Annotated in this window: 10 protein-coding genes; 7 read left to right on the top strand and 3 right to left on the bottom strand. The window is 60.6% G+C overall.

Annotated elements, in window-relative coordinates; all coding sequences use genetic code 11:
* Positions 1–23: 23 nt before the first annotated feature.
* The 3 genes from KI231_RS11050 to KI231_RS11040 all read right to left on the bottom strand — a co-directional run bounded on the left by KI231_RS11050 (position 24) and on the right by KI231_RS11040 (position 3,280).
* On the bottom strand, positions 24–326 hold the full coding sequence (locus KI231_RS11050; protein ID WP_213028239.1) for a hypothetical protein: 303 nt from the start codon (positions 324–326) through the stop codon (positions 24–26).
* Between the two features lie 429 nt (positions 327–755).
* On the bottom strand, positions 756–1,994 hold the full coding sequence (locus KI231_RS11045) for a M20/M25/M40 family metallo-hydrolase (RefSeq protein ID WP_213028238.1): 1,239 nt from the start codon (positions 1,992–1,994) through the stop codon (positions 756–758).
* A 212-nt stretch (positions 1,995–2,206) separates the two neighbouring features.
* Positions 2,207–3,280 (bottom strand): diguanylate cyclase, encoded by a 1,074-nt coding sequence (locus tag KI231_RS11040; protein ID WP_103306894.1) that lies wholly within the window; start codon positions 3,278–3,280, stop codon positions 2,207–2,209.
* Positions 3,281–3,493: 213 nt separating this feature from the next.
* On the opposite strand from KI231_RS11040, the gene KI231_RS11035 reads away from it, so the two are divergent.
* The 7 genes from KI231_RS11035 (at position 3,494) to KI231_RS11005 (ending at position 12,429) form a co-directional block, all read left to right on the top strand.
* Entirely contained in the window at positions 3,494–4,948 is a 1,455-nt protein-coding gene (locus KI231_RS11035; protein ID WP_213028237.1) for a flavin-containing monooxygenase, read from the top strand.
* Positions 4,949–4,969: 21 nt separating this feature from the next.
* Complete coding sequence (locus KI231_RS11030) at positions 4,970–5,896, top strand: alpha/beta fold hydrolase (protein WP_213028236.1); 927 nt, start codon at positions 4,970–4,972, stop codon at positions 5,894–5,896.
* Positions 5,897–6,086: 190 nt separating this feature from the next.
* Positions 6,087–7,586 carry a glycolate oxidase subunit GlcD gene (glcD, locus tag KI231_RS11025; protein WP_213028235.1) on the top strand — a complete coding sequence of 500 codons (1,500 nt, stop codon included), beginning with the start codon at positions 6,087–6,089 and terminating at the stop codon, positions 7,584–7,586.
* Positions 7,586–8,635, top strand: a complete 1,050-nt coding sequence (gene glcE, locus KI231_RS11020) for a glycolate oxidase subunit GlcE (protein ID WP_213028234.1) — start codon at positions 7,586–7,588, stop codon at positions 8,633–8,635. Before glcD ends, glcE begins: the two co-directional genes overlap by 1 nt.
* 2 nt (positions 8,636–8,637) lie before the next feature.
* Positions 8,638–9,858, top strand: coding sequence for a glycolate oxidase subunit GlcF (gene glcF, locus KI231_RS11015; RefSeq protein WP_213028233.1), 1,221 nt, complete (start codon positions 8,638–8,640; stop codon positions 9,856–9,858).
* Positions 9,859–9,946: 88 nt separating this feature from the next.
* Positions 9,947–11,335: a 2-oxoadipate dioxygenase/decarboxylase HglS gene (hglS, locus tag KI231_RS11010; protein ID WP_213028232.1), complete on the top strand. Its 1,389-nt coding sequence runs from the start codon at positions 9,947–9,949 to the stop codon at positions 11,333–11,335.
* A gap of 578 nt (positions 11,336–11,913) precedes the next feature.
* Positions 11,914–12,429, top strand: a complete 516-nt coding sequence (locus KI231_RS11005; RefSeq protein ID WP_047601845.1) for an Hcp family type VI secretion system effector — start codon at positions 11,914–11,916, stop codon at positions 12,427–12,429.
* The last annotated feature ends 31 nt before the right edge of the window (positions 12,430–12,460 follow it).

Here is a 12,460-nt window from a genome sequence, read left to right as displayed (position 1 = left end):
CGATGAGGCCGGCCGCATCACCGCTACATCGGGGTTTTGTACGCCTCCTCCCGCTGCATCGCCCGCGCCTGAATCACATTTAGAATCGCACACCCCTCGCGCATCAACAGATGCACCGCGCTGGTCACCCGCGTCAGATCACAATCGGAAATGTCTTTGAGGTTGAGACTGGCCAAGGTGTCGGCCAGATCGCGCACGACGACGAACCGGTGCATCGCACAGGCGGCCATGTCGCTGAGTTCTGAGTGGGTGTTACGGAAGAGCACCGGGGATTCGGCGTCGTAGGTGTCGATGGGGAGGAAGCGGGGCATTACTTGATCACACATTGGTATAACTCCTGTAATGAGAGAGCTACCACCAGTCGCGGCCAAACGAGGAAGGTGGCAGCCGTACGCGGGTTGGCCGACCGGATACAGGAACCGGCACACCCGAAGGTGTCCCACGCACAGCCGCCATAACACAACATCACAGCCAAACATCGACTGAATATGTTGAGCAAACTGTACGTTCCTGTAACGACCGGCCAAGGTCGTTCGCGGTAAATTCCGCGAGCCCGAACTATAGGGGTCGATACCGAAACGCGGCAACAGGGTACGTTGTAGGAAACGTCTTGGAAAGTTGTACGCCACGTAGTGATCGTTCCCACGCTCCGCGTGGGAATGCAGCCCGGGACGCTCTGCGTCCAACACAAAGCCGAACGCGGAGCGTCCGTTGAGGCATTCCCACGCAGAGCGTGGGAACGATCAACTACTACCTCACCGCGGCTTGGCCAACTCCATAATCATCCGCGACAACAGATAAATCCGCGGCGCCACGCTCGCCACTTCGGCGTATTCCTCCGGCGTATGGATATTGCCGCCAACAATCCCGAAGCCATCCAGCGTCGGCGTGCCCACCCCCGCCGACAAACTGGCATCAGCCGCGCCACCGCTGCCCTCCTCGGTCAGTTTGCGGCCGATCTCGCCGTAAATCCCTTGGGCCATGGCCATCAGACGATCCGACTCGGCCGTCTGCGGCATCGGCGGTAAACCGCGTTGCAAAGTGGTCTTCACTTCAGTGTCGGGAATCAACTTGTCCTGCGACACCCGCGCCAGATCCTTCTCGATACGGTCGAACTCCTCCGGCACCGCCGCGCGCACGTCAGCCTTGGCCGTGGCCTGATCCGGGATCACGTTGGTGCGATCGCCGGCCTTGAGCACGGTGAAGTTGATGGTGGTTTTCTTCGCCTCATCACCGAGTTTGCCCAGTTGCAGAATCTGATGCGCTGCCTCCATCGCCGCATTGCGTCCCAGCTCCGGTGCCACCCCGGCATGCGCCGCTTTGCCCTTGACCTCGACCAGCGCCGTCGCGCTGCCCTTGCGCCAGACCACCAGGCCATCGGCCGGGCGCCCCGGCTCAAGATTGAGGGTCACGTCATGCAGTTTGGCGGTTTTCTTGATCAGGTCGGTGGCGACGTCCGAACCGGTTTCTTCGCTGGCATCGAGCAGGAAGGTGATTTGCGCGTAGTCCTTGAAGTCGAGGTTTTTCAGGACTTTCAGCGCGTAGATCCCGGCGACGATGCCGCCCTTGTCGTCCATCACCCCCGGCCCGTAGGCGCGACCGTCCTTGATGTGGAACGGCCGCTCGGCGGCCGAACCTTCCTTGAAGACCGTGTCCATGTGCGCCATCAGGAGGATTTTCGCCTTGCCGGTGCCTTTGAACGTGGCCAGTACGTGGTTGGTTTTTTCCGGGGTGTTGGGCACCAGTTCAATCGTTGCGCCGAGCTTTTTCAGCTCATCGATGGCGATCTCGCTGACTTGTTTGAGGCCTGGCTCATCGCCGGAGCCTGAGTCGATGTTGACCAGCCGCTCCAGCAGTTTCAAGGCTTCGGGCTGGTATTGCTCGGCGTCGGCGAGCACTTGTTTATGCGGTTCGGCGAAGGCACTGGCGGCACTGATGGCGAGAGACAGGCCAAGGCTGGCGGCCAGCAGGGAGCGGGAAAATGAGAACGTCATGAATCGATCCTTGTTTCGCGTCGGGGGGATCTGAACCGTACCTGACATCGGCGCAAGGCTCTATACCGATAGCGACATATCCAGGACCGACACCGAACAAAACTGTGGGAGCGAGTCTGCTCGCGAAGGCGTCGTGTCAGGCGATTTCAATGTGGCTGACCCACCGCTTTCGCGAGAGGCTCGCTCCCACAAGGGGACTGAGGTGATGCGGGTCAGACGGAGTCGAGCAGTGGCTGTTTCGGCAGGTTGTCGCAATTGCACACCACCCGATTGCGCCCGCTCGCCTTGGCTTCATACAACGCCTGATCCGCGTCATTGAGCCAGCGCGTCGCATCGGCATGGGCCGGTTCGTACGCCGCCAGTCCGATACTCAGACTGACCTTCAACGCCGGGTTCTGCTCATACCCCAGCGTGGCGAAGCGCTCGCGCAATGCTTCCATCGCCTGCGCGGCATGAAACAGCGGCAAATCCGGGAGGATCACGCAGAACTCATCGCCGCCATAACGCCCGCCAACGTCGGTGGCACGCAGATTCTGCTTGAGCATCTTGCTCAATTGCCGCAACACGATGTCGCCGGCGACATGCCCGTAGGTGTCGTTGATTGCCTTGAAATGGTCGATGTCGATCAGCGCAATCGCCGCGCCCTGCTTCTGCCGTTTGCAGCGCTGAAAAGCGATTTCCAGTTGATCCTTCCAGGCGCCGTGGTTGAGCAAACCGGTGAGACTGTCGGTGCGGCTCAGCGCCAGCAACTCGCGTTTATGCCGGCCGAGCGTGTAGGCCTGTCGAAAGCAGATCCAGCCCAGGGCCAACGGATACAGGAGCAGTAACGGGAAACAGGCATACATTTGCGCAGGCGAGGTTTGCGGCACGAACGCCGGGGCAAACACCACCAGTCCCACGCCGACACCGAGCAGTTGCGCCGCCGAACCGGCCAGCAGAAAACGCAAACCGCCGATGGCGACGTTGTTCATCGCCATCATCGAAATGGTCGTAGCCGTGGGCAGCGGATTGAAATGCATGGCGGCGACCCAGAAGCCACCGAGGAAGGCGTCGATCAACAGATTGCGGTGTTCGGCGTGGTACGGCACCCGCGCGCGACGCGCCCATTGATACGCCAGATGCGGCCAGACCAGGCCATTGAACAACATCAGCGCCCAGACCCACAGCGGCGGATCGAGCGTGTACATCGCCACGGACACGCAGAGCAGCCCAAGCATCAGCCCGAGGACTCGCGATGTATAAAGCCTCCTGGCTAATGAAAGTCCCTTTCCTCCCGTGTTTCCCATAAGGGCCTCGACCACTCGACGGAACTGCACACCGCAGGACGGATGTGCTGGGAGTCTAACAGGGCAACGTTAAATAGCCATCACCGGCCAGCGGCCTCAACAGAACACCTCAAGCCCGCTTCCAATGGGGAAGTATTGCCAACGCGCACAGTGCAAATATTTGGCTATACCTGAAAGGATGAAAATGGAAAAACAACTATAAGAAGGAGACCCATGCAGACCTACCAAGTGTTGATCATCGGCAGCGGATTTGGCGGGCAGTGCGCGGCGGTCAACCTGCTCAAGGCCGGCATCGACGATTTTCGCCTGCTGGAACGCCGCGACTTTTTCGGTGGCACCTGGTGCCAGAACACCTACCCCGGTGCGGCGGTGGATGTGCCGTCGCCGCTGTATTCGCTGTCGTTCGCGCCCTACCGCTGGTCGCAGATGTTCGCCGAACAGGCAGAATTGCACCGCTACACCGAACACGTCATCGACCAGTTCGGCCTGCGCGAGCGGGTGGAACTGCAAGCCAATGTCGAACGCGTCGAGTGGGACGACGCGCAAAAGCGCTGGGCCGTGCACACGACCAGCAAAGGCACGTTCTACGCACAGTTCCTGATCAATGCCACCGGGCCGTTGAGCCAACCGGTGATCCCGCACTTCCCCGGGCAAGATCGCTTTCAGGGCAAGACCTTTCATACAAACAATTGGGATCACGGCTACGACTATCGCGGTAAACGCGTGGCCATCGTTGGCAGTGGCGCCAGCGCGGCGCAGGTGATTCCAGTGATTGCGCCGCAGGTCGAACAACTGCATGTGTTCCAGCGCACACCGCACTGGGTGTTACCACGCGGGGATCGCGTGTTCGGGCCGTTTCAACGTTGGCTGCTGGGCCTGAAACCAGCCTACAAACTGCTGCGCTGGCTGATCTACTGGCAGTTCGAAACCCGGGTGATCGCCTTCAAATACTCGAAACCGGCGATTCATATGGTGCAAAAGCAGGCGCTGCGTTTTCTCAAACGTCAGGTGCCCGATCCGGCACTGCAGGAAAAACTCATTCCGGACTTCACCATCGGCTGCAAACGGGTGCTGGTCTCCAGCACTTATTACCCGGCGCTGAACCGCGCCAACGTGACGCTGCACACCCGCGAACAAGGCATCGCTGCAATCGACGAAAGCGGGATCAACACTCAGGACGGCCAGCACGTCGATGTTGATCTGATCGTCTGGTCGACCGGTTACGACGCCACCGACGGGGTAATTTCCTACCCGGTCAGCGGAAAAAACGCCGTGCAACTCAGAGATGTCTGGGCCGACTATCCCCGCGCCTATCTCGGCACCAGCCTGCCGGACTTTCCCAACCTGTTTATCGTCACCGGGCCCAACACCGGCATCGGCCACACCTCGGCGCTGTTCATCATCGAGTCGCAGATGAACTACATCATCGACTGCATCCGCACTGTAAAAGCCAGAGGCCTGCACAGCATCGAAGTGCGCCCCGAGGCAGAACGTACCTACACTGAAATGATCCACCGGGAGATGGAACGCACGGTCTGGAAGTCCGGCGGCTGCCACAGTTGGTATCAAAGCAAGAGCGGTCATGTGATCGCGATGTTTCCCGGCTTCAGTTTCAGCTATCACCGCTTGACCCGGGCGCTGAAACCGGCCGACCACATTTTGTCCTGACTACGTAAAAGGAAGACGTCGATGCTTTTGCTGTTTGTCGCCCTCGCGGTGTTCGTGGCCTGGAGCTGGTTGAGTTATCCGGCGGTTGGCCACTGGCTGTATGACCTGAACATGGCCATCGAGGCCAAGTTGTACAAACTGCACAAGATTGAAGTGCCGATTGCCGAGATGACGGTGTCGACCTGGCAAGGTGGGCCTTACGAGGCGGCCAGTGCGATTCTGATGCTGCACGGCTACAGCGCCGACAAGAACCTGTGGCTGCGCTTTTCCCGGCATTTCGTGCGCCAGTATCGGGTGATCATTCCGGACCTGGCGGGCCATGGTGAAACCGGCTTCAAGGCCGGCGGCGGCTACGACATTCCGCTGCAGGCCAAGCGCATGATCCAGTTGCTGGATGTCTGCGGTGTGGAAAAGGTGCATGTGATCGGCAACTCCATGGGCGGTTACATCGCGGCGTGGCTGGCGGCGACGTATCCGGATCGCATTGCTTCGGTGGCGCTGATCGATCCGGCCGGCGTAACCGCACCAGAGGCCAGCGACATGGAGCGCCACCTGGCCCGTGGGCATAACCCGTTTCTGATCAATTCCCGGGAGGAATTCCGCCAGTTTTATGCAATGACCATGGCTTCGCCGCCGTGGGTGCCGAAGCTGGTGCTGGACGCGATTGCTCAGCGCTATGAACAACAACGCGATGACCTGGAAGAGATCTTTCGTGACTTCCGCGCCAGCCCGCCGATGGAGCCGAAACTGGCCGACATCAAATGTCCCGCGCTGCTGCTGTGGGGCCGCAAGGATCGGTTGATCGACGTCAGCAGCGTGCCGGTCTGGAGCAAAGGCATCGCCAATTTGCAGGTGGACGTGTGGGATGGCGTCGGGCATATGCCGATGGTCGAACAGCCGGGGAATACTGCAAGGTTGTACCGGGAATTCCTCGGAAACCAAAAATGATCCTCAAGACAAACCCGCCCCATGTGGTGAGGGGATTTATCCCCGATGGGTTGCGAAGCAGCCCCCAACCTGTGCATGCAATCTGTCTGATCCTCAGCATTCTCTGCACTGGGACCGCTGCGCGACCCATCGGGGATAAATCCCCTCACCACAGTCAATCCTCATCATCACCAGAGAGATTCGGGTTGAGATGAACATTCTGTATGACGAACGCCTCGACGGCCCGCTGCCTGACGTGAACAAAGCCGATCTGCTTAAGGCCTTGCAGCGCGCCGTGCCTGATCTCGACATTCTCTGGCGCGAAGAAGAGCTCAAACCCTACGAATGCGACGGCCTCTCCGCCTACCGCACCACACCGATGCTGGTCGCCCTGCCCCATCGACTCGAACAAGTGCAAACCCTGCTCAAACTGTGCCACCAGCAAAACGTCCCCGTGGTCGCCCGTGGCGCTGGCACCGGTTTGTCCGGCGGTGCCTTGCCGTTGGAAAAAGGCCTGCTGCTGGTCATGGCGCGCTTCAACAACATCCTGCACATCGACCCCGCCGCCCGCACCGCCCGCGTGCAACCCGGCGTGCGCAATCTGGCGATCTCCCAGGCTGCCGCGCCGTTCGGTTTGTATTACGCGCCCGACCCGTCTTCGCAAATAGCCTGCTCGATCGGAGGCAACGTCGCCGAAAACGCCGGTGGCGTGCATTGCCTCAAGTACGGCCTGACCGTGCACAACCTGCTGAAAGTAGAAGTGCTGACCATTGAAGGCGAACGCTTGACCCTGGGCTCCGAGGCCCTCGATTCACCGGGTTTCGATTTGCTCGCACTGTTCACCGGTTCCGAAGGTCTGCTGGGGATCATCACCGAAGTCACCGTCAAACTGCTGCCCAAACCGCAAGTCGCCAAGGTACTGCTGGCCAGTTTCGACTCCGTGGAAAAGGCCGGGCGTGCCGTGGCCGAAATCATTGCGGCGGGGATCATTCCCGGCGGTCTGGAGATGATGGACAACCTGGCGATTCGCGCCGCCGAAGACTTTATCCACGCCGGCTACCCGGTCGACGCCGAAGCGATCCTGCTGTGCGAACTCGATGGCGTCGAAGCCGATGTCCACGACGACTGCCAACGGGTGCGCGAGGTCATGACCGCGGCCGGCGCTACCGAAGTGCGCCAGGCCCGCGACGAAGCCGAGCGCGTGCGTTTCTGGGCCGGGCGCAAAAATGCCTTTCCGGCCATCGGCCGCTTGTCGCCGGATTATTACTGCATGGACGGCACCATCCCGCGCCGCGAACTGCCCGGCGTGCTGCGAGGCATCGCCCGTCTCGGTGAGGAGTACGGCTTGCGCGTCGCCAACGTGTTTCATGCCGGCGACGGCAACATGCATCCGCTGATTCTGTTCGATGCCAACCAGCCCGGCGAGCTGCACCGCGCCGAAGCCCTCGGCGGCAAGATTCTCGAATTGTGCGTGCGCGTTGGCGGCAGTATCACCGGCGAACACGGGGTCGGCCGCGAGAAAATCAATCAGATGTGCGCGCAATTCAACAATGACGAACTCAGCCTGTTCCACGCCGTTAAAGCCGCGTTCGACCCGCAAGGGCTGCTCAACCCCGGCAAAAATATCCCGACCCTGCACCGCTGCGCCGAGTTCGGTGCCATGCACATTCACGCCGGGCAACTGCCATTTCCCGAGCTGGAGCGTTTCTGATGGCCGATTACGATGCTGCCGACGCCCTGCTCGATCAGGTCAATGAAGCACGGGCCAATGCCACGCCGCTAAAAATTCAGGGCGGCAACAGCAAGGCGTTTCTCGGCCGCGAGGTGGCCGGTGAAGTGCTCGATACCCGCGTGCATCGCGGCATCGTCCGTTATGACCCAACAGAGCTGGTGGTCACCGTACGCGCAGGTACACCATTGTCCGAGTTGCTCGCGGCACTGGACGCTGCCGGGCAGATGTTGCCGTGCGAGCCGCCGTCGTTCGGCGAAAGCGCCACGGTCGGCGGCATGATCGCCGTCGGGCTGTCCGGCCCTCGACGGCCATGGTCGGGCTCGGTACGTGATTTCGTCCTCGGCACGCGAGTGATCACCGGTCTCGGTCAACATCTGCGTTTCGGCGGCGAGGTGATGAAAAACGTCGCCGGTTATGACCTGTCGCGGCTGATGGCCGGCAGTTATGGCTGTCTCGGTGTGCTGACCGAAGTCTCGCTGAAAGTCCTGCCCAAACCCCGCCAGTGCCTGAGCATCCGCCTCGATATCGATTGCGCGCGGGCACTGGCCAATCTCGCCGAATGGGGCCAGCAACCGTTGCCGATCAGCGCGGCGTGCCACGATGGCAACAGTCTGTACCTGCGACTGGAGGGCGGCGAAGGATCAGTGACGGCGGCGCATCAACGCTTGGGTGGCGAGCCGTTGGACTCAGTATTCTGGCGCGATTTGAACGAGCAACGTTTGCCGTTCTTTGACGAGGGCCTGCCGCTGTGGCGGCTGTCATTGCCGAACAATCTCGGCCCGCTAGACCTGCCCGGCGCGCAACTGATCGACTGGGCCGGCGCGCAACGCTGGTTGAAATCGCACAGCCAGCACATTCATATACTCGCCCAGGAACTCGGCGGCCACGCCACCTGTTTCACCCACGGCGCCTGTGACTCGCCGTTCCAGCCTTTGCCCGCGACACTGCTGCGCTATCACCGGCAACTCAAGACGCAACTCGACCCGCAAGGGCTGTTCAATCCCGGCCGGATGTACGCGGAGGTCTAGCCATGCAAACCACCCTCAGCGAGCAATCCCGACAGTTGCCCCGCGCCGCCGAGGCGGAAAAGATCCTGCGCACTTGCGTGCATTGCGGCTTTTGCAACGCGACCTGCCCGACGTATCAATTGCTCGGCGACGAACTCGATGGCCCGCGCGGGCGCATCTACCTGATCAAGCAAGTGCTCGAAGGCGCGCCAGCGACCGCGCAGACGCAACTGCATCTGGACCGCTGCCTGTCGTGCCGCAATTGTGAAACCACCTGCCCGTCGGGTGTCGATTATCACAACTTGCTCGACATTGGCCGGGCGGTGGTCGATCGCGCAGTGCCGCGCCCGGCCGCACAACGTTTGTTGCGTGAGGGCTTGCGCGCATTGGCGCCGAATCCCGGGCTGTTCAAAGGCTTGTTGCGCGTCGGCACTACGTTCCGCCCACTGTTGCCGCGGGTGTTTGAAAGCAAGCTGCCGCAACATCTGCCAACGTCCGGTTTGCGCCCAGCGCCACGGCACTCGCGCCGGGTGTTGTTGCTTGAAGGCTGCGTGCAGCCGGGGCTGGCGCCGAATACCAATGACGCGACCGCGCGGGTGCTGGATCGACTCGGGATCAGCGTCACCCCGGTGACCGAGGCGGGTTGTTGCGGTGCGCTGGACTATCACCTCGACGCCCAGGCTAAAGGCCTCGATCGTGCCCGGCAGAACATCGACGCCTGGTGGCCACACCTGCAAAACGGCGCCGAAGCCATCGTGCAGACTGCCAGCGGTTGTGGCGCATTCATCAAGGATTACGGGCATTTGCTGGAGGATGATCCGGCCTACGCCGAAAAGGCGCGGCGGATCAGTGAGCTGACGCTGGATCTGGTGCAGATCCTCGCGCAAGAACCGCTGGAGCACATCTGCGCGGCTGCTGAACGGCGGATCGCCGTACATTGCCCCTGCACCCTGCAACACGCACTGAAGCTCAGCGGCGCGGTGGAAGCGCTGCTGACCCGCCTCGGCTTCAACCTCACCGCCGTGCCGGACGGCCATTTGTGCTGCGGCTCGGCAGGCACTTACTCCCTCACGCAACCGGCGCTTGCCCGGCAATTGCGCGACAACCGCCTCAACGCCCTGGAGAGCGGTCGCCCCGAACTGATCGTGACCGCCAATGTCGGTTGCCAGAGCCACCTCGCCAGCGCCGGACGAACCCCCGTCAGGCACTGGATCGAACTGGTGGATCAGTCGTTGGCAGAATGAAGTTCGTAGGATTCTTCGTTTGCCCGCGTGTGAGAAGGCTGCGATCTTTTCCCCCATCCATTCCGTGACCGTGGCAGGAATTTTTTTCATGAGCGTGCAGCCTTTCGTCAGCCCCGACCTGATCCGCCAACGCTTCTCCAAAGCGATGTCCGACATGTACCGCGAAGAAGTGCCGCTGTACGGCGCGCTAATGGAATTGGTCGAGCAGACCAATCGCGATGTGCTGTCCCGGCAGCCAGACATCGCCCGGCAACTTGATCGTACCGGTGAAATCGAGCGTCTGGACATGGAGCGCCATGGCGCCATTCGTGTGGGCACGGCGACAGAACTGGCGACCCTCGCCCGCCTGTTCGCGGTGATGGGCATGCAACCGGTGGGTTATTACGACCTGACGCCCGCAGGTGTGCCGGTACACTCGACGGCATTTCGCGCCGTGCATGAAGAGGCGCTGCAAGTCAGTCCATTTCGGGTGTTTACCTCGTTGTTGCGCCTGGAATTGATTGAAGACCCTGAGCTGCGCGGGTTCGCGGAATCAGTGCTGGCCGAGCGCTCGATCTTTACGCCAGCGGCGTTGCGTTTGATCGCGCAGGCTGAAACGGCTGGCGGGCTGACGGAAGCTGAAGCCGCAGAATTCGTCCTACAGGCACTGGAAACTTTTCGCTGGCATCACAGCGCAACTGTTACCGCCGCGCAGTACCAGACACTGAGCGCCCAACACCGTTTGATCGCCGACGTAGTAGCGTTCAAAGGTCCGCACATCAATCACCTGACACCACGCACGCTGGACATCGACGCCGTACAGCAGCAGATGCCAGCCCACGGCATCACGCCCAAAGCAGTGATCGAAGGCCCGCCACGTCGGCAATGCCCGATCCTGCTGCGCCAGACCAGTTTCAAGGCACTGGACGAGCCGATCGCCTTCACCGATCAAAGCGAAACCCGTGGCAGCCACAGCGCGCGTTTCGGCGAAATCGAACAACGCGGCGCGGCGCTGACGCCCAAGGGCCGTGCGCTGTATGACCGCTTGTTGAATGCGGCCCGCGATGAACTCGGTGACTTTCCCAACGAAGGCAACGCCGCACGCTACAACGCGCTGATGACTCAACACTTTGGCGAATTCCCCGACAGCGTCGAGGGCATGCGCGCAGAGGAGTTGGCGTACTTTCGCTATTTCGTGACGGAAAAAGGTGTGGCGGCAGGTAGTCTCGGCGACGCCTCGCTGGAGGATTTGTTGCGCGACGGTTATGTGAAAGCGGAACCGCTGGTGTACGAAGATTTCCTGCCGGTGAGTGCGGCGGGGATTTTTCAGTCAAATCTGGGCGATGCAGCGCAGACACACTATGGCGAACACTCCAATCGCGAGGCGTTCGAACAGGCGCTGGGGCGCTCGACTATTGATGAGTTGGGTTTGTATGCCGAGACGCAACGGCGTTCGCTCAAGGAATGCGCCAACATCTTGGGCTTGAAACCAATCTGAACACCACGCTGCCCGTTGTGGCGAGGGGATTTATCCCCGATGGGCTGCGCAGCGGCCCCAAAAAAAGTGCAGTAACGAAGATCTTAGGAAGCGCTACGCACTCCAGCGGGAGCAAGCTCCCTCGCCACAGGTTTTGCATTTACTCAGCGCAAACGCTGGCGTGCTTCCTCCGGAGAAACTGGATTTTGCCTAGTCTGCAATACCCCATCCTCCCGCGTATTTCCCAACCAGTCCGCCCACTGAAGAAAACGACATCGCGCTCACTGATGGCATATGGCCGTACTGCGCAAGAAGTTGCGCAGTTGCCCGTAATATTTCAGTACTAAATTGCCCTACAAGCCATGATCTACGTGGCCTGTAGCCAAGTGCGCAAGAAGTTGCGCAGTACTGCGCAACTTCTTGCGCACTTTTACCCTGAATCCCCGCTGAAAAATCCTACAAAGCGCAGGCCAGAGCGGTTTCACCCCCGGCTTCCGGGGACCTCACAAAAGCTGGCACGCTCCTTGATAACAGTCAGGCACCCACCGGGCGATTTCGCCTCCCGGGCACCTTAAATTTATCCGCAAGGAGAGCATCCCATGGCAACACCAGCGTACATGTCGGTTACCGGCGAAAAACAAGGCCTGATCACTGCCGGCGCGTTCACCGCTGACTCCGTTGGCAACACCTACCAGGAAGGTCACGAAGACCAGGTCATGGTTCAGGCGTTCAGCCACGACGTGATCATCCCGCGTGACCCGCAATCCGGTCAGCCAACCGGTCAGCGCGTTCACAAGCCAGTTGTGATCACCAAGGTCTACGACAAGGCTTCGCCTCTGCTGCAAGCCGCTCTGACCTCGGGCGAGCGCATGAGCGAAATCGTTATCCAGTGGTACCGCACTTCGGCTCAAGGTACTCAAGAGCACTACTACACCACCAAACTGGAAGACGCGATCATCGTCGCCATCAACAACAAAATGCACAACTGCCAGGACCCAGGCAACTCGCACTTCACCCACCTGGAAGAAGTGCAGTTCACCTACCGCAAAATCACCTGGACCCACGAAGTATCCGGTACTTCGGGTTCCGATGACTGGCGTGCTCCAGTCGTTTAATTACGGCTGATCGCTTCACACATCGGCCAGC

This window comes from Pseudomonas sp. Seg1 (assembly GCF_018326005.1).
In the GTDB taxonomy this organism is placed as follows: Bacteria; Pseudomonadota; Gammaproteobacteria; order Pseudomonadales; family Pseudomonadaceae; genus Aquipseudomonas.
This window is presented reverse-complemented; position numbering and strand designations above follow the sequence as displayed.